Origin of the sequence: Proteus sp. STS61-E (genome assembly GCF_040932335.1) — a bacterium.
GTDB classification, from domain to species: Bacteria; Pseudomonadota; Gammaproteobacteria; order Enterobacterales; family Enterobacteriaceae; genus Proteus; species Proteus mirabilis_B.
The window spans coordinates 256806-275050 of record NZ_JBFQGE010000003.1 but is presented as its reverse complement, the minus strand read 5'-3'; the positions used below and the strand labels follow the sequence as shown (position 1 = coordinate 275050).

At 38.2% G+C, this 18245-nt stretch carries 16 protein-coding genes; 4 read left to right on the top strand and 12 right to left on the bottom strand.

Going from position 1 to position 18245, the window contains the following annotated elements:
• The first annotated feature begins 19 nt into the window (after window positions 1-19).
• The 3 genes from AB4J89_RS09535 to AB4J89_RS09525 all read left to right on the top strand — a co-directional run bounded on the left by AB4J89_RS09535 (window position 20) and on the right by AB4J89_RS09525 (window position 2945).
• Complete coding sequence (locus AB4J89_RS09535; protein WP_368469036.1) at window positions 20-1330, top strand: hypothetical protein; 1311 nt, start codon at window positions 20-22, stop codon at window positions 1328-1330.
• A 27-nt stretch (window positions 1331-1357) separates the two neighbouring features.
• Window positions 1358-2518, top strand: a complete 1161-nt coding sequence (locus tag AB4J89_RS09530) for a sugar MFS transporter (protein WP_368469034.1) — start codon at window positions 1358-1360, stop codon at window positions 2516-2518.
• Window positions 2519-2678: 160 nt separating this feature from the next.
• Window positions 2679-2945 (top strand): DksA/TraR family C4-type zinc finger protein, encoded by a 267-nt coding sequence (locus tag AB4J89_RS09525; RefSeq protein WP_088494578.1) that lies wholly within the window; start codon window positions 2679-2681, stop codon window positions 2943-2945.
• Window positions 2946-3041: 96 nt separating this feature from the next.
• Here AB4J89_RS09525 and AB4J89_RS09520 read toward each other — a convergent pair whose 3' ends face one another.
• Window positions 3042-4778: a pyridoxal-dependent decarboxylase gene (locus AB4J89_RS09520; RefSeq protein ID WP_311755284.1), complete on the bottom strand. Its 1737-nt coding sequence runs from the start codon at window positions 4776-4778 to the stop codon at window positions 3042-3044.
• 693 nt (window positions 4779-5471) lie between these two features.
• Between AB4J89_RS09520 and AB4J89_RS09515 the strand changes: the two genes are divergently transcribed.
• Window positions 5472-5921: a hypothetical protein gene (locus tag AB4J89_RS09515; RefSeq protein WP_088494576.1), complete on the top strand. Its 450-nt coding sequence runs from the start codon at window positions 5472-5474 to the stop codon at window positions 5919-5921.
• A gap of 161 nt (window positions 5922-6082) precedes the next feature.
• Here AB4J89_RS09515 and AB4J89_RS09510 read toward each other — a convergent pair whose 3' ends face one another.
• The 11 genes from AB4J89_RS09510 to prfC all read right to left on the bottom strand — a co-directional run bounded on the left by AB4J89_RS09510 (window position 6083) and on the right by prfC (window position 17850).
• A complete protein-coding gene (locus AB4J89_RS09510) occupies window positions 6083-6457 on the bottom strand; it encodes a hypothetical protein (protein ID WP_194951231.1) in 375 nt (124 codons plus the stop codon).
• Window positions 6454-6663: a hypothetical protein gene (locus AB4J89_RS09505; protein ID WP_109410045.1), complete on the bottom strand. Its 210-nt coding sequence runs from the start codon at window positions 6661-6663 to the stop codon at window positions 6454-6456. The genes AB4J89_RS09510 and AB4J89_RS09505 overlap by 4 nt, the downstream gene beginning before the upstream one ends.
• A 252-nt stretch (window positions 6664-6915) precedes the next feature.
• On the bottom strand, window positions 6916-7632 hold the full coding sequence (gene deoD, locus AB4J89_RS09500; protein ID WP_036934279.1) for a purine-nucleoside phosphorylase: 717 nt from the start codon (window positions 7630-7632) through the stop codon (window positions 6916-6918).
• A gap of 77 nt (window positions 7633-7709) precedes the next feature.
• Window positions 7710-8936, bottom strand: a complete 1227-nt coding sequence (deoB, locus tag AB4J89_RS09495; RefSeq protein ID WP_088494575.1) for a phosphopentomutase — start codon at window positions 8934-8936, stop codon at window positions 7710-7712.
• Between the two features lie 66 nt (window positions 8937-9002).
• Window positions 9003-10325: a thymidine phosphorylase gene (gene deoA, locus AB4J89_RS09490; RefSeq protein ID WP_311755283.1), complete on the bottom strand. Its 1323-nt coding sequence runs from the start codon at window positions 10323-10325 to the stop codon at window positions 9003-9005.
• A gap of 70 nt (window positions 10326-10395) precedes the next feature.
• Window positions 10396-11175, bottom strand: coding sequence for a deoxyribose-phosphate aldolase (gene deoC / locus AB4J89_RS09485; protein ID WP_064721106.1), 780 nt, complete (start codon window positions 11173-11175; stop codon window positions 10396-10398).
• Between the two features lie 519 nt (window positions 11176-11694).
• Window positions 11695-12996, bottom strand: coding sequence for a NupC/NupG family nucleoside CNT transporter (locus AB4J89_RS09480; RefSeq protein WP_088494573.1), 1302 nt, complete (start codon window positions 12994-12996; stop codon window positions 11695-11697).
• Between the two features lie 353 nt (window positions 12997-13349).
• Window positions 13350-14132, bottom strand: coding sequence for a TatD family hydrolase (locus AB4J89_RS09475; protein WP_088494572.1), 783 nt, complete (start codon window positions 14130-14132; stop codon window positions 13350-13352).
• Window positions 14125-15189, bottom strand: a complete 1065-nt coding sequence (locus AB4J89_RS09470; RefSeq protein ID WP_311755282.1) for a patatin-like phospholipase family protein — start codon at window positions 15187-15189, stop codon at window positions 14125-14127. Before AB4J89_RS09470 ends, AB4J89_RS09475 begins: the two co-directional genes overlap by 8 nt.
• Window positions 15190-15318: 129 nt before the next feature.
• Complete coding sequence (locus AB4J89_RS09465) at window positions 15319-15663, bottom strand: BON domain-containing protein (protein WP_088494570.1); 345 nt, start codon at window positions 15661-15663, stop codon at window positions 15319-15321.
• A 597-nt stretch (window positions 15664-16260) separates the two neighbouring features.
• Window positions 16261-17850, bottom strand: coding sequence for a peptide chain release factor 3 (gene prfC, locus AB4J89_RS09460; protein ID WP_368469028.1), 1590 nt, complete (start codon window positions 17848-17850; stop codon window positions 16261-16263).
• Between the last annotated feature and the right edge of the window lie 395 nt (window positions 17851-18245).

Genomic DNA, 18245 nt, shown 5'->3' with positions numbered 1-18245 from the left:
AACGAGATGGGAGCGACTCATGGCAGGAATACATCTTCACCCACATGATATTTTAGACGAAGGCATGCCCGCTATTCTTCAACGCCTTGATGGTATGAAGCATGTTGAGCATTTATTTGTCGAAATTAATACTATATTTGAACGTAACCCTTACCCTGTTGGCGATCTGCCTCATAACCCTATTCATAATGTGGTTATGGGGACAGGTACACTACATATCAATACTCATACTGATTTTCCTCGTCTGGGCCAACGAGTTGATCCCACCATTTTATCGGGTGCAGATCCGCTAATGACGATAAAAAAAGCCACCGACGGTGGAAAATATAAAGTCATTCCATGGGCAAATATTCTGAATGGCGATTTTATTGGTGATGTAGAAAACAATCAGGTTGTCGATTTTAAAGGTCGTCCACAAGAGCATTGGCTCTGCCCTAATGCCCCTGATGTCGCTCAATTGTGGCAAAAAACATTCACAGCATTAAAACAAAACTACGGTTATGACACCTTTTTAATTGACCGCATTCGTTTCCCTGATTGGGCAGGTAAAGAAGTCAATCCAGCGGGATTATTTACCTGTTTTTGCCCTCATTGTGAAAAGAAAATGGTGCAACAAGGCTTACCCGTAAATGAAATCAAGCATCGCCTTGCAGCTTTAGCGGATTCATTAAAACAAGGGGATTTCGAAGCACCTGTTAGCGCATTAAAAGAAGAGCCTCTGTTAAAAGCATGGCAGCTATTTCGCCAACAGAGTGTGACTCAATTAGTTGAAAAATTGCTGTCTGATGCCAAACAAACGGCGGGTGGAATTACGTTATGGCTCGATTTGTGGCCACCAGCTTACAGTTGGATTTTGGGTCAGAACTATCATGAATTAACACGTTATTCATCAACACTTAAACATTTCCCTTATCATAAATTAGGGGGCGGCGCGGATGTTCAAGGATTAATTAATCATTTTGCTCATGATAGTGAAAGCCAAGAGCGTGCATTTACTGCGTTTAAACGCTTATTTGAATTACCTTATGATATTTCATATGAAACCTTTAAACAGCAAGGTTTCCCTATTCACTTTGTTGCTGAACAAAATAATAAAGTTCGCCAGCTTTCACAGCCAAATACCTTTATTTATAGCGGTATTCAAATGTGGAATTTACCTGCCTCTCAATTAATTGAAGCCGTTATTGCCGCAGAAGAAAGTGCTTGTGATGACTTACTTTATTATTGCTATGGATGGGCGACTCAAGAATTATTTGATGCGATTGGTGAACACAATGCACCTAATAACGCTTATAACAACAACAATAACAACAACACAATTAAAGAATAATACACCGCGGAAAATCAGGATCAAATTATGGCTAAACAACAAAAATGGAAAGTCTTTTTCCTTCTGTTTGTCACGATGTTTTTACTCGGTGGCATTCAAAATACAAAAGGACTTATTCTCGAACAAGTTCAACATGATATTTCATTAAATATGAGCCAAGTGGGCTCATTAATTACCTTTTTCCAAATCGGCTTTTTAGTCGCCAGTTTATTAACGGGCTATTTTACCGATAAGAAAGGGTTAAAAGTCATGATGTTTATTGGCTCATTAATGATGGCTGTTGGTTTAACAGGAACCAGCCTTGCTTTCAACGTGATGCTATTTTTTGGCTTTTATCTGGTTATTGGTTTAGGGATTGGCTCAATGCTTGTCTCTATCGTGACCGTTATTCCAACTTTCTATAAAGAGAAAGCAGGAATGATGTTTAATGTCTCTAACGCTATGTTTGGTGTAGGGATGATTGTTACGCCACTTATTTTACAATATCTATTCTCACACTCTATTTCATGGCGTACCTTTTATGTTGGTGTTGCCGTTATTGTTGCTGTGATTATTTTAGTATTAAGTACGCTAAAAATAGAAAGTAGCGCACAAGTCGATATGAAATTCAGTGACTTTTTAGAGTTACTGACACAAAAATCACTATTGCTAGTTATTTTATTTATCACTTTATATGTGGCAGCTGAAGCCGCATTCTTAAACTTCTTCCCTATTTTCTATACCTCTATGGATATTGGGAATATGAGTAATGCGCAAAAAGCAGAGACAGCCGCTTATGTTATTTCTAGTTTCGCATTCTTATTTACTATCGGTCGCTTTATTGGTGGCTTTATTAACCTTGCACTGGGTGATCGCAAAACATTGATTTTATTTTCACTGTTCTCGCTTATCGCCATTATTGTTAGTCGTATCTTTGTGCACGATGTTGTTTATCTATTTATGGTATTTGGTTTTGCATTATCTGTTCTATTTCCAACAGCCGCAGCGGTTGCCACAAAATTAACCAGTAAAAGTGGCTCGGTGATGGGACTTATTTATGTGGCTTCAGGATTGGGCGGTGCGTTAGCAGGTTCATTAATCGGTCAGGTTTCAGAAAGCTATAATGTTTCTGTCGGCTTTAACCTCATTATCGTATTCGTCGCCCTCTTCTTTATCATTTCTCTGTTTATTAGAGAACAAAAACAATAACAACGACGTATTATGCCTCTGAAATTTCCCCCCTCTCTATGAGGGGGTTTTTATTTCTATCACCCTATCTTCTCAATCTATATTCTCTTTTATTCTGTTGATTTTTTCGCCATCGCCCTAATAATAGTATTTATATTCACTGTTAAAATAGGAGAATATGATGGCAAGTGGATGGGCTAATGATAGTGCTGTTCAAGAGCAAATAGATGCCACCATTGATGATGCAATTGCAAGAGCTCGCAATCAAATGGCACAAGGTGAAAGTGCAGAGTTTTGTGATGAATGTGGTGAGCCAATCTCTCTGGCTCGGCAAAAAGCCGTTCCAGGTGTACGCTATTGTTTAAATTGCCAAGAAGCGTTCGATAAAAAGAATAATACGTTTAGTGGGTATAATCGTCGTGGTAGTAAAGATAGCCAACTCAGATAATCTGCAACTTTTATCCGATAAAACAAAAACTGTACCTTAATATGAGTTTCCTCTATTAAAGTACAGTTTGTTTTATTTAATCAGTCAATGATTTGATTAGATTTTCACAGCCTTTTTTGAGCTCATATTTTGACTCATGTCGGTTAAAATCTTCATAAAATTATCAATATGCGCACGTTCAGTATTTGGGTTCATAAATACGGCTTTTTCACCCGGAAGATAAACATAACGGTTATTTTTCGCATATTTAGAGCAGGCAATAGAATCCACCCAGTTAGTAAATAACCCTTCTCTACCACGCTGTAAGAAAAGTTTTCTATGCCATTGTGTATTATGAACCATAAAGTCATAAGCTTCTTTGTCAGTAGAACATGTCAGTTCTAAATCAAACGCAACGTTAGGATCTTTGACTAAATTAGGATCATACAGTTTAAAACCAACACTTGGACCTTGGTTTTGAGGAACGATAACTTTTGCGTTACCCATCTCTAATAGTTGATGGCGCATATAGTTCGCATTTTGCAGGCAGTGAGCAATAATGGTTTGATAACCCTCAATTCCCATATAATGCATTGCAGAGTAAGCACCAAAAATACCCACACCACTACGTGTACATTCAATAGTAGATTGTAAGTGAGTCTGCCCTTCTAACTCATGCTCAAAATAGGTGAAGTTTTCAGGATCGTTTTCAAGTGCAACGAAGTCATTTCCGTTTTTCACCAGCACTAAACTTGAGGTGTAAGGAACGTAGCCCCACTTATGGAAGTCGATAGTGATAGAATCGGCATATTTCAGATGTTTGAATTTCTCTACGTTCTGACGTAAACCTTCTAAAGTGACATCATTAATCGCCAGCGGGTTACTGCTAAAGTCATATTCTAAGAAGAAAATGATCGGCCAACCAACAGCGGCATCAACGTGTACGTGAGGCTTAACAGGGATCTCGAACTCTTCACATAAACGGTCACGTAACTCACAAACACCTTTCACATCATCCACACCAAAGGTATCTGTTGTTCCGGTAGTTAACATGATCGTTGGCACTTTACACTTAACGGTAAAGCACGCTCTTAATTCACGCTCTAAGTGCTCTAAATTAATGGTGTTATCTTCAGACACTTTAATACGGATGGTTTTGTTATCAACATCAACACCTAACAGCGCAAGGTTAGTCATGTTTGAGTAGTGACCACCTTGAGAGTTAATGATGCGATAATCTTGATCTGCTGCCATACCTAAGTGTTTAGAATTAGGCATAGATTTGCGTAAACCAAATAGATAACCATATAAATTACACATGGTGCCACCTTGAGTGAACACACCAGATGCAACTTCAGGATCGTAACCAACCAATTTAGCGACTTTTTTAATCGTCACTTTTTCTAACGCATCAGCGACACCTGAATATTCACAATACACCATGTTAGGGTTGCCCATTAACCCCAAGATTGAACCATAAACACCCGGATCACTTGGCATTGCAATAACGTTTTCAACAGCTAATGGGTTTTCCCAGTTTTTACACAGTGTCGAAACTAACATCAGTAATTCATTAGGATCGTTTTCTGGGTAATTAATATTTTGTTGGATTTGCGTATCCGCCATTAAACGATCGAATAGCTGTTGCCCATTTGAGTAACGTTGTAATTGGTCATTATCGTTAGTTGTTGTTTTTCTAAACTGTGTAATCGATTGGATTGTTTTATCCTGAAATATCGGCCAATACTTCGGATCTCGGCTGAAAAAGTGAGCAATAACGTCGTGGTATTTCTTCTCAAATTCCGCATTCAGAATGTTAGCAGAAGATAGACCTAATAAATCTTGATTTTTCACTATATTCTCCAAATAGAAACCGACAAAAATTTAAATTGATTGCATAGCAATACTATACATTTTCTAATTAAATTAGTTAGTGCTTCATGCGATCACATGGGTTCTGTTGGCGACCACATAAAACAAAATATTTTATTTAATATCAATACAATAGAAATCTTCGGAAAGTTAAATTTACAGATGTTATTATTTCATTTATATGCTTATGTGACTGACATCACAGTGAAAATAAGGCTATAAACAAAAATAATCACCTGCAATAATATTAACTATTTGAAATATAATCAAAATATAATAATCACATGCTAACCGACTGATATTACTGAATTCTTAATTTAATTAATTGAATTAATCTGTTATTTCCACAATTGGTACAGCAAAAATTACATTTAATTTAATTACAACGAACAAAATCAAACGAAAACACTATAATATTTTTCATAATTAGCAAATTAATTTTAATTTTAACCATTATTAGGTACAAAATATCGGATAAGGCTAAGTTAATAGATAGTGTTTAATGAAAATATAAATAAAGAAATTATCACAGTTGATTGTTCTGGCAATACTATAAATATTGGTTAAAATGAAAATTAGTAACCTAACTAAATAATCAGAATATTTACTCTACATATTTTGTGTTCTTTGCCGATACTTAAGGTAATAGAGTAGGTAATTAACGGAGAACACAATATGAAAGCACATATCGCTGTTGCTGCTGTATTCGTATTATTATCCGCAAGTGTCCATGCTGAAGAATTTACCTGCCAACTTGAAAATGGTAAGTATGTCAGTGTGTTCGTTGAACATGGAAAGCCTCCTGTTTATCGTTATGGCACACTTGCTAAAACAGAGATCACGCTACCAGTCCCTCAGCAACCCAATAATAATGTCTTTTATGGACATCAGATGTTTGTTGCAGGGGCATCGACCTATGTTCGTTTTAAGAATGGAAACTATAGCTACGTCGTTTATGACGGAGAAGGAAGAGGCTGGAATTTTAACGGTATTATTGTTTATAAAGACAATAACATTATCAGTAAGAAAGAGTGTAAAGAGCCATTAACACCAAGTCTGGATAATATCAAAGATTATTCCATCAAAATGGACCCTTACTTAGAAACGTATATTTATGCTCCATAGTTTCTAGCTTTATTAATTAGACATAAAAAAACCCAATTTAAAAATTGGGTTTTTATTATTTAAATTGACGCTCTAATAATTAATATATTAAGCGCTCCCCTATAACTAATAGCTATATTAAAGAGAATAAATTAAATAATGATTTTAAGGCGTTGAGTTATCTAAATTTCAAAAAGGGCATCGCCGTGATAAGCGTTAAAATCCCATTTTCGCATAATAGTGATGACTTGCTGTATTACCCATTTTGAACCAATATCAAACTCATGTTCAATAGCGCAAGGTATTGCAATACCTGAGTTTTTACATTTTATCGTAAAAGAAAACCCTTCTTCTTTTTCTAATATTTTCTGTAAATGATGTTTAATAAATTTTATAAATATAGTTCTAAGTTCATTTAAAGTAATTGGCGGGTTATTACGATTATCATTAAGTCGTTCGGCTGCAAAATGGAATGATATTTTTAATTTAGCTCTATCTTCTTGAAGAATTTCATTAATATTTGCAACTAACTGATTTATTTCTTGCTCTGTTATCATATATAGGCAGCCGTAATCTCAGCGAGTTTTTTATTCAATTCTTCATCACTTGTTGCGGTAATCGTACCTACAAATTCCGTATGAGATAAAGTTCCTGTACGTACATCAAACTCATAATTATTAAATGAATCAACCACAACAAATACTTTTGTTATCGGGTTAAAAAAAGATGCACAATTTTGGGCTATGCACATATCAAAGTTCATATTACCCTCCTACTTTGCTATAAAAATGTAGGAATAGAGATCTTCAATCTCATTACCTATGTTATATAGGCTACAAAATACACTATTGATAGTCAAGAAAATAGATAGTAACAAGCTAAAAAAACAACAACTAACACATTGATTTTAAATATCTTATTAAAGTTTTTCGTTTATTTTATTGAGTAAATAGACATAAAAAAACCCAATTTAAAAATTGGGTTTTTATTATTTTTAAGCAACGAAATGTATTGATTAGTCTTCTAATAACAGAACAGATTCTAATGCAATTTCAATCATTTCATTAAAGGTAGTTTGACGCTCTTCTGCCGTGGTCTGTGTACCTTTTTTGATGTGGTCAGATACAGTACAGATAGTCAGTGCTTTTGCGCCGTATTCAGCTGCAACACCGTAGATACCTGCTGCTTCCATTTCAACACCTAGGATGCCGTATTTTTCCATTACATCAAACATTTCTGGATCTGGAGAGTAGAACAGATCAGCAGAGAAGATATTACCAACGCGAACTTTAATATCTTTCGCTTTGGCTGCATCAACAGCATTTTGAACTAATTGGTAATCAGCGATAGCGGCAAAGTCTTGGTCTTTGAAACGCAGACGGTTAACTTTAGAGTCAGTACATGCGCCCATACCGATAACAACATCACGCAGTTCAACATCTGGTAATACTGCACCACATGAACCAACACGGATGATAACTTTCACGCCGAAATCTGTAATTAATTCTTTTGCGTAAATTGAGCAGGAAGGAATACCCATACCGTGGCCCATTACAGAAACTTTACGGCCTTTATACGTACCTGTAAAACCTAACATACCACGAACATTGTTTACCTGACGCACGTCTTGTAAAAAAGTTTCAGCGATGTATTTAGCACGAAGCGGGTCGCCCGGCATTAAAACGACATCAGCAAAATCGCCCATTTCTGCGTTAATATGAGGGGTAGCCATAATTCTTCCTTTTAATTGATCTTTTTACTATTCAAATATAATTCGGCAGGCATATTGCTATGCCTACCGAAGTAAAATTAAAACATTGCTTTACCGTAATCGACAGGAGACACACCGAAGTATTTAACAACAGTTTGGCCGATATCAGCGAAGGTTTCACGATGACCTAATGAACCTGGTTTAACTTTTGGACCATAAACAAGAACAGGAATGTGCTCACGAGTATGATCAGAACCCGGCCAAGTTGGGTCACAACCGTGGTCTGCTGTTAAGATAAGAATATCATCTTCTTTTACCAGTTCCATTAATTCTGGTAAACGACGGTCGAATAACTCAAGTGCTTCACCGTAACCTACTGCATCACGACGGTGGCCGTAAGATGAGTCAAAGTCAACAAAGTTGGTGAATACAATAGTGTTGTCGCCCGCGAGTTTCATTTCTTCAAGTGTCGCATCAAACAGAGCATTAATACCCGTTGCTTTCACTTTTTTAGTGATACCTACGTTTGCATAGATGTCAGCAATTTTACCGATAGAAACAACGTGACCTTGTTTTTCATCAACCAGTTTTTTCAACATAGTTGGTGCTGGTGGCTCAACCGCTAAATCATGACGGTTACCTGTACGAGCGAAGTTACCCGGTTTGTCACCGATAAATGGACGCGCAATAACACGACCAATGTTGTAATCGCCTTTGTTTAGTTCATCACGAGCAATTTCACACAGCTCATATAATTCATCTAAACCGTAAGTTTCTTCATGACATGCGATTTGGAATACAGAGTCAGCAGAGGTATAGAAAATCGGCTTACCGGTTTTCATATGCTCTTCGCCCAGTTCATCCAAAATCACTGTACCAGATGCATGGCAGTTACCTAAGTAACCTGGTAATTTTGCACGTTTAACGATGTTTTCTAACAGCTCTTGTGGGAATGAATTTTTCAGTTCTTTGAAATATCCCCAATCAAACAGAACAGGAACACCTGCGATTTCCCAGTGGCCTGACGGAGTATCTTTACCAGAAGAGATTTCACTCGCGTAGCCATAAGCTCCGATAATATCTGCGTCTTTATCTAAACCAATAGGGAATTTACCTGTTGATTCTTCCGCAGCTTTACCTAAACCTAAACGGCAAAGATTAGGTAAATGAAGAGGACCTTTACGACCATCTCTATCTGCTTTACCGTCAGCAAACGCTTGTGCGATATGCCCTAAAGTGTCTGAACCTTGGTCACCGAATTTCTCCGCATCACCGGCAGCACCGATACCGAAGGAATCTAATACCATGATATGTACACGTTTCATAATTCTCTCTCCTGTGTCATTCTCCGTAGACCACGGATATGTCACTTATAAATCGTAATTGAGTTCTTATTCGCTGATTTGGCGGTACACCATTGGTGAAGCTTCGCGTTTGCTGTCACCAATTACCATCGCTTTACGGACTTCTGCCGCAGCTTCTTGCCATGATTTTTCACTGTTAGCGTGGATCATCGCTAAAGGTATATCTGTATTGATTTCAGCACCAAGCGCTACGATGTCGCTTAAGCCAACACTGTAATCAATAGCATCAGTTGCTTTACGACGACCACCACCTAATGTCACAACTGACATACCTAATGCACGCGTATCCATTTCAGTGATAAATCCTGCTTTCTCAGCGAATACAGGTTTACTTAATACCGCAGTTGGCAGGTATTTATTGTAGTTTTCAACAAAATCAGATGGGCCTTTCTGTGCTGCAACCATACGACCAAAGACTTCTGCCGCTTTACCGTTATCCAACACATCTTGCAGTTTTTGACGAGCTTGTTGACGATCATCCGCTAAACGGCCTGATACTAACATTTCAACACACAGCGCCATAGTGACTTCAAATAGACGTGGATTACGATATTCGCCTGTTAAGAACTGAACAGCTTCACGAACTTCAACCGCATTACCTGCGCTAGAAGCTAATACTTCGTTCATATCAGTTAACAGTGCAGTGGTTTGACAGCCTGCGCCATTTGCTACTTGGACAATTGACTCAGCCAGCTCTTCAGATTTCTGATAAGTCGGCATAAAGGCACCCGAGCCCACTTTAACGTCCATCACTAATGCATCTAAGCCTTCAGCTAATTTTTTACCTAAAATAGAGGCAGTGATAAGTGGGATTGAATCAACTGTAGCAGTAATATCACGGGTAGCATAAAAGCGTTTGTCAGCAGGTGCTAATGAATTAGTCTGCCCGATAATAGCAACGCCGACATTACGAATAATGTCGCGGAATTTCTCATCATCAGGGAAAATATCAAAGCCTGGAATTGCTTCAAGCTTATCTAATGTTCCACCTGTGTGGCCTAATCCACGACCAGAGATCATAGGAACATAACCACCACAAGCCGCAACCATTGGCCCTAACATCAGTGAAGTTACATCGCCTACACCACCTGTTGAGTGTTTATCAACGATTGGGCCATTTAAATTTAGGCTTTTCCAGTTCAGTACTGTACCGGAATCACGCATAGCTAATGTCAAAGCAACACGCTCTGGCATTGTCATGTCGTGGAAATAAATAGTCATTGCTAATGCAGCAATTTGACCTTCAGAAACAGTATTATCTCTGACGCCATTAATGAAAAAACGAATTTCTTCCTCAGTTAAAGGATGACCATCACGCTTTTTACGAATAATCTCTTGGGCAAGAAACACTGCAACCTCCTGGTTTTATAGCATTGATAACGCCCACAATAATGAAAAGTGGGCGTATTTCACGAATGGATTAGTAACCACTAGACGATTTTTGTTCGCCATGACCTAAAGTGGCTAATAAATTACCTAACAGGCTTGACGCGCCAAAGCGGAAGTGACGGGCATCAACCCAGTTGTCACCCATAATGCGGTTAGCTAATGCAAGGTATTGTGCGGCTTCTTCAGCGGTACGTACACCACCAGCTGGTTTGAAACCAACTTCTTTGCCAACACCCATATCGTGGATCACTTGGATCATTAACTCAGCGCTTTCCAGTGTTGCATTTACAGGTACTTTACCTGTGGAAGTTTTAATAAAGTCAGCACCTGCTTTGATTGAAATTTCAGATGCTTTACGGATAAGTGCTGGATCTTTCAGCTCACCCGTTTCAATAATTACTTTCAGTAAAGAACCTGCTTCTGCACAAGCTTCTTTACATGCTTTAACGATATCAAAACCGATTTGTTCGTTACCAGCCATAAATGCACGGTAAGGGAAAACTACGTCAACCTCATCTGCGCCATAAGCTAATGCCGCGTTGGTTTCTGCTAATGCGATATCTAAATCATCATTACCATGAGGGAAGTTAGTTACGGTTGCGATACGGACGTCTGGAGTACCCTGTTCGCGTAACACTTTACGTGCTAACGGAATAAAACGTGGGTAGATACAAATAGCGGCTGTATTGCCTTCTGGGCTTTTAGCCTGATGACATAATGCAGTCACTTTTGCATCAGTGTCGTCATCATTTAATGTAGTTAAATCCATCAAAGACAGCGCAAGGCGCGCTGCAGCGGTTAAATCTGTCATAAAACTCTCCAACGATGTTTCTCAAGCCCTTTTGGGCATACGCTTAAGGTTAGCGATTAAATTTGTTGGCGAGCGGACTTGGTTCCTTGAAGATGTTGTTGTAACTTGCGCTACAACGACAGCTGAGCTCCCTCTCACCGCGCTATGCTCACTTCGGCGACCCGTCATTGAGCCTTCGCCATTCCATGAAGTTTCAGCACATCTTATTTGAACACGCTAAGGAACAATTAGATGTGCTTTGCGTCACACTAATCAAATGCAACTTGCAAACAATGACATAAAAGTGTGACAAACATCACAATTAGGTCATTTTCTGGTTTAATGTTACTCGAATAGCGCCTTTAAGTCGTCTTTATAACGCAAAAAAAGCGTGATCAATATGAAATGATATTGCTATTGACCCTATTCAATACAAATTGCGAAATATCTCACACAATAAAAGTAGTTAACATTACAGCAGAAAACAAACATAAAAGAGCAGATAGGCAAACCCCATCTGCTCTTCACAATAAAAATCAATTAAGCAGCAACAACAGCCATTGCCGTTAATGCAAAGAAGAATCCTGCAATTGTTGCACTCATTAAGTTAGAGAGCGTACCAGCCAGCACAGCTTTCATACCTAAACGAGCTACATCTTTACGACGGTTTGGTGCCATTCCACCTAAACCACCTAGTAGTACAGCAACAGAAGAGAGGTTAGCAAAACCACATAATGCAAAGGAGATAATAACCTTCGTTTGAGCAGATAACACCACTAATCCAGAACCTGCAACTAATGCATCTTCTTTTAAGTATTTACTAAATTCAGAGTAAGCATAGAACTCATTGATAACAATTTTTTGTCCAATAAATGAGCCTGCAATGGTTGCTTCACTCCAAGGTACACCAATCAGGAAAGCAATTGGTGCAAATACCCAACCTAGCACTAGTTCTAATGAGAAATTCTCATAACCAAACCAGCCACCAATACCACCAAGGATACCATTAACTAATGCAATCAATGCAACGAAAGCAAGTAACATAGCACCGACATTAAGCGCAAGTTGTAAACCTGAAGAGGCACCCGCAGCAGCGGCATCGATAATATTGGCAGGTTTTTCGTCTTCCGCCATTTTATCCAGCGCATCTTTTTGATCATCTGGTGTTTCTGTTTCAGGGATCAGCAATTTAGCAAAGAGTAAACCACCTGGAGCTGCCATAAAGGATGCTGTGATCAGATACTCCAACGGTACGCCCATACTCGCGTATCCAGCGAGCACTGAACCCGCAACAGAAGCTAAACCACCACACATAACCGCAAAGAGTTCTGAGGTTGTCATTCTTGCAATATAAGGGCGAACAACAAGTGGTGCTTCGGTTTGTCCAACGAAAATATTTGCAGTTGCAGACATAGATTCTGTTCGTGATGTGCCAAGTACTTTTTGTAAGCCACCACCCAGAATTTTAATAACTATTTGCATAATGCCAAGGTAATACAGCACTGCAATTAATGAAGAGAAGAATACGATAACAGGTAGTACGCGTAGGGCGAATACGAAGCCGCCACCACCAAACAACTCGAACATTTTATCTGATACTAGGCCTGCGAATAGGAAGCTCATCCCATTATTGCCGTAATCAATAACATTCTTAACGCCATCAGAAACCGCAAGAAGCACCTCGCGACCACCGTCGGAATAAAGAACGAAGGCACCTAAGCCAATCTGAATAAGGAATGCGCCACCAACTGTACGTAGTCTAATTGCACGTCGATTGCTGGAAAACAGAATGGCTATCAATATTAATGTTACCATTCCGACCAAGCTCATAATGAGTTGCATTGAAGGATCCCTGTTCACATAAAAATTTAATGGATTATCAATAATGCTCTTGCCAGAGCTTATTGACTCTTTTTGCCGGATAATTATACCTAGTCTAAGAAAAGAACCCTCAATATCCATCACAAATAGAGTCTGAAAAAAGTAACACAAAAGTCACAAATGAGAAGTTGATCACATAAACAAGAAAGAAAACGCATTTGTTGAATAGGCTAATTAGAAAAAATACGCTTGGGATTAACAAAACGTATTTTCAATCTTAAATCGAGGGAATAAACAAACGCCCTATTCATATTAATAAGATTAAAATAAAGGGCGTTTTTAACCTTTAGATAAACCGCATTTTCATTCAAGCGCTAGGTAATATTGTTGAGCCCAAATAATTGTAGGCTATTGAGATAGAGTTGCTCTGCGATCACCTCTGGTGATCCTTGACGTAGCTCACAGAGTTGGGAAAAAACGTTCTGAATACGTTCTGGACGATTAGGTTCACCTTGAAAACCACTCACAGGCATATCAGGTGCATCTGTTTCTAATAACAGATATTCTAGCGGTAACGAGGCAATTGCCCGGCGAGTTTTTTGTGCTCGCTCATAAGTAATGGTTCCACCAACACCAATAAAATAGCCTTGCTGAATAAACTTTTCTGCCTGTTGCAGACTTCCTGCAAAACCATGAATAACCCCTTTGCGAGGCACATCATAACGGCGTAAAAGCGCACTTAGTTTATCGTGGGTTTTACGTGAATGTAGGATCACGGGCAAATCAAATTTAATCGCTAACTTAAGCTGTGCAATTAAAAATGCCTCTTGCTTCTCTGGCTGAGGATTTTCCATATAGTCATCAAGCCCAATCTCTCCAATGGCGACACAACGAGAAGCTGTTTTTAATTTTTGTTCTAATTCCAATAGATGTTGTTCAGTGTGCTCTTCAATATATAAAGGGTGTAACCCCAATGCACAATATAATTGATGATGATTATTAGCAAGCTCAGCAACAACATCAAAATTCCAACGGGCAACGGCAGGAATAATTATTTTTTCAACATGAGCTTGATGCGCTAATGACAAGCTATTGGCAATATCATCATAAAAAACTGGGAAATCAAAATGGCAGTGAGTATCAATAAATTTATTCATTCTGAATTTGCCTCACATCAGGATGTACGCTTCGAGTTCCTTGTTGAATAATAGAAGCATTCTCTGCTTTATCCGCCTTCGCTTCTTGTTCAAATAAGCTAAAGACTTTTTTATCGTGCTGTTTGAATTTTTTCTTAGAAAAATGCTGACCAATTGTCGCCAGAAAATAGCGGCCACAACGTCTACCTACATGATAATCATGATTTAATGCACTTAAACGACTTCCTAATGCACTAGATTGCAATGTCGTTGGTGGATAAATTTCAATAACCACAACATCTTCTGGGGGAGATTGGATAAATTTAATTGTTTCGGTATAGGTTTCGATATGTACTTGAGCCATCTCCATAAAGCGCTGTAAACGGCTATTTTCAAACCATTTTCCCATACGCTCAACCCACTCTGTTGTGTATTGGTATTCAGAAGGAACAGTACGAACAACGACAATAGTACGACAACCACGTCGATAAGCTTCTCTTACAGGAATAGCATCGCTGATCCCACCATCATGATAAACAACATCATGAAATAAGACACCATTACGATAAAAAGCAGGAATCGCACTGGACGCTTTGATTATCTCAAGCCAAGTCGGTTCATCAGGTTGAAAATAATTTGCCTGAAAATTATCAGAACGACTTGCCACCATATAAAACTCACGACCCGTATCAAAACGGCGTAGCGCTGTTGGCATATCAAGAGGCATTTCTTTGGCTGTCGTATCTATATACCAATCAAGATCGAGTAAATTGCCGCCACGGACAAAGCGAATAGGATTGAAGAATTGATTATTGGTTGTATAACGATTAATAATTTTACGTGCATATCCACGCTGACCACAGGCAAAAGCAGATAAATTTTGTGCACCCGCAGACACCCCAAGTAGAATATCAAAGGGATCAAATTGTGATCGCATAAATTCATCAAGGACACCCGCAGTAAAGATCCCGCGTTGGCCTCCGCCTTCACAAACTAAAGCGACTTTGCCTTGTGGTAGTGAGGATTGAAATTCGAGTGCCGTAATATTATTTAATGTGACAGGTATATACTTCCCCATAATGTCTCCTTTATACAACTTATCAAAGGATACCCGCACATTTTTTTGACGTCATTATTTTTACGTATTCATACAAATAAATTAGACAATATCTTCTTGGAATATGACGAATACAAAAGAAAATTATGTTTATGATTTGATATTTACATCTGAGTCTACGCTTTTAACGCCTTCAATTTTTTCAATAAGTTGTAAGATCTTTTCTTCTTGGGCTTTACTATCAACAAAACCTGAAAGAAAAACATGCCCAAACTCAGTGCGAACAGAAATATTCTCACTATCAATATCTTGCATTGGTAATAGCGTATCTTTAATTTTATTCGAGATGGAAGTATCACTTAAATAATAACCCGTGTTATTTCCACTGTTATTGATTTCGCTATACCACGATGTTTCAGCTGATGCGCCCATACTAACAACAGCTAAGCCCATTGACATCACTAACGCTAATTTTAGCGTTTTATATTGTTTCATTGCTCTCCCCCTAATCACAATAACTGCGATAGGAAATATGTGTGTTTTAATATCTATATTTTTATGAAGCACTACAAAATTTTAACAATCTAAGCTATTACACTAATAAGCTATTTGAGTTAAATAAAGCAAAAAATAGCAAATAAAGACTAATCCTAATAATTTTATTCTAATAATAACAAATAAAACTATAATAAATTTTACATATATTTATAAATAAGTATAAAAACGAGCATAATGTTAGCAGAAAAAAAAGAGTGTAATTCCAAATTAAGAAGGGCTTTTTGGCAGGATATTAGGGATATGCAGAGGACATTTAACAAAGAAAAACGAGTTTACTACTGAGATTTATTGGCTACAAACACTTAAAAAAGTAAAAACACAAAAAAGGCTATATTAAAATATATAGCCTTTTCATTAGATTACATACTCTAAATAATTCAGGGTGTAGCTAGGCGACAATTAAATGAGTCGCTAGGAGCATACACAAGTATGTGACTAGTGCGAATGAACGCCGTCAACAACGCTACACCTTGAAGTATGACGAGTAACGAATGAACGCCGCCAACAACGCTACACCTTGAAGTATGACGAGTATTAGTGTTCACGCGTCTGATGAAACTCAACATCAGGATAACGCTCACGCGTTAAATTCAAGTTAACCATCGTTGGTGCGATATAAGTTAAGTTATCGCCGCCATCAAGTGCCAAGTTTTGTTCATTTTTACGTTTAAACTCTTCGAGTTTTTTCTCGTTGTTACATTCAACCCAGCGAGCTGTTGAAACGTTCACGGATTCATAAATCGCTTCAACGTTATATTCACTCTTAAGTCTTGCAACAACTACATCAAACTGAAGCACACCCACTGCACCTACGATTAAATCGTTATTTGCCAGTGGTCTAAAGACCTGTACAGCACCTTCTTCTGATAACTGTACCAATCCTTTAAGTAACTGCTTCTGTTTTAACGGATCACGTAAACGAATACGGCGGAATAACTCAGGCGCAAAGTTTGGAATACCGGTAAATTTCAGGATTTCACCTTGAGTAAAGGTATCACCAATTTGGATTGTACCGTGGTTATGAAGACCAATGATATCCCCTGGATAAGCATGTTCTACGTGAGAACGATCGCCTGCCATAAAGGTTAATGCATCAGAAATCACCACATCTTTTTTGATTCGAACTTGGTGTAACTTCATGCCTTTATCATACATACCTGACACAACACGCAGGAATGCAACACGGTCACGGTGTTTAGGGTCCATATTGGCTTGGATCTTAAAGACGAAACCTGTGAACGTCTCTTCAGAAGCGGTAACTTCACGCATATCAGTTTGACGAGGCATTGGTGCTGGTGCCCATTTTACAAGGCCATCAAGCATATGGTTAACACCAAAGTTACCTAATGCAGTACCAAAGAATACAGGCGTTAATTCGCCAGCTAAGAATGCTTCATGATCAAATTCATGAGATGCACCTAATACCAACTCTAATTCATCACGTAATTGGCTTGCTAAATCATTACCAATAGCTTCATCAAGCTCTGGGTTATCTAACCCTTTAATGACGCGAGAATCTTGAATAGTATGACCTTGACCTGTTTGATAAAGATAGGTTTCATCTTTAAGAATGTGATAAACCCCTTTAAAGAGTTTTCCGCAACCAATAGGCCAAGTCACAGGGCTACATGCAATTTTCAATTCTGTTTCAACTTCGTCCATGACTTCCATTGGATCACGAATATCACGGTCGAGTTTATTCATAAAAGTCAGAATTGGAGTATCACGTAAACGAGTTACTTCCATTAACTTACGAGTACGATCTTCAACCCCTTTAGAGGAGTCAATTACCATTAAACAGCAGTCAACTGCGGTTAAAGTACGATAAGTATCTTCAGAGAAGTCTTCGTGCCCTGGGGTATCTAATAAGTTAACTAAGCAATCTGCATAAGGGAACTGCATGACTGAGGTTGTAATAGAAATACCACGTTGTTTTTCCATTTCCATCCAGTCAGATTTTGCATGCTGATTTGAACCACGGCCTTTTACGGTTCCTGCACGTTGAATTGCTTGTCCGAATAACAACACTTTTTCAGTGATGGTTGTTTTACCCGCATCGGGGTGGGAAATAATGGCAAAAGTTCTACGACGAGCAACTTCTTGCTGAAAAATAGGATTAGACATCAATGGTGATCTTCTGGTTGATAGACGAGAGAATGTAAGGCACTGATATATTGCGATAAGTAATAATTAAAGTGACTATAAAAGACATTCAACCCGTAAGTTAATCTTAATTGGCGCTTATTTTCGCCTATCTTGTCTGTATAAACAATCAATGGTTACTATTTTATCTGCTTGAGGGAGTGATGCCTAGTGTTTGCAAAAATTAATCGTGCCCATTGCTTTATAGGGCAACGCTGTTTTCATTGATACTCTCAAAATACCTATTTTGCTAAAAATTTTACAAACTAACTTTATGAGCTACTAATAAAGCCCTGAATTAGCCTATTTATTTTCGGTTAAAATCGGGATTGAATATAAGATCCTATATCAATACACCTTTATTTAGATTTAATTTT

Excerpts from the sequence above, each read along its gene's own strand:
- AB4J89_RS09535 (WP_368469036.1), top strand. The coding sequence starts at position 20 with ATGGCAGGAATACATCTTCACCCACATGATATTTTAGACGAAGGCATG.
- AB4J89_RS09530 (WP_368469034.1), top strand. The coding sequence starts at position 1,358 with ATGGCTAAACAACAAAAATGGAAAGTCTTTTTCCTTCTGTTTGTCACG.
- AB4J89_RS09525 (WP_088494578.1), top strand. The coding sequence starts at position 2,679 with ATGGCAAGTGGATGGGCTAATGATAGTGCTGTTCAAGAGCAAATAGAT.
- AB4J89_RS09515 (WP_088494576.1), top strand. The coding sequence starts at position 5,472 with ATGAAAGCACATATCGCTGTTGCTGCTGTATTCGTATTATTATCCGCA.
- AB4J89_RS09510 (WP_194951231.1), bottom strand. The coding sequence starts at position 6,457 with ATGATAACAGAGCAAGAAATAAATCAGTTAGTTGCAAATATTAATGAA.
- AB4J89_RS09505 (WP_109410045.1), bottom strand. The coding sequence starts at position 6,663 with ATGAACTTTGATATGTGCATAGCCCAAAATTGTGCATCTTTTTTTAAC.
- deoD (WP_036934279.1), bottom strand. The coding sequence starts at position 7,632 with ATGGCTACCCCTCATATTAACGCAGAAATGGGCGATTTTGCTGATGTC.
- deoB (WP_088494575.1), bottom strand. The coding sequence starts at position 8,936 with ATGAAACGTGTACATATCATGGTATTAGATTCCTTCGGTATCGGTGCT.
- deoC (WP_064721106.1), bottom strand. The coding sequence starts at position 11,175 with ATGACAGATTTAACCGCTGCAGCGCGCCTTGCGCTGTCTTTGATGGAT.
- AB4J89_RS09480 (WP_088494573.1), bottom strand. The coding sequence starts at position 12,996 with ATGCAACTCATTATGAGCTTGGTCGGAATGGTAACATTAATATTGATA.
- AB4J89_RS09475 (WP_088494572.1), bottom strand. The coding sequence starts at position 14,132 with ATGAATAAATTTATTGATACTCACTGCCATTTTGATTTCCCAGTTTTT.
- AB4J89_RS09470 (WP_311755282.1), bottom strand. The coding sequence starts at position 15,189 with ATGGGGAAGTATATACCTGTCACATTAAATAATATTACGGCACTCGAA.
- AB4J89_RS09465 (WP_088494570.1), bottom strand. The coding sequence starts at position 15,663 with ATGAAACAATATAAAACGCTAAAATTAGCGTTAGTGATGTCAATGGGC.
- prfC (WP_368469028.1), bottom strand. The coding sequence starts at position 17,850 with ATGTCTAATCCTATTTTTCAGCAAGAAGTTGCTCGTCGTAGAACTTTT.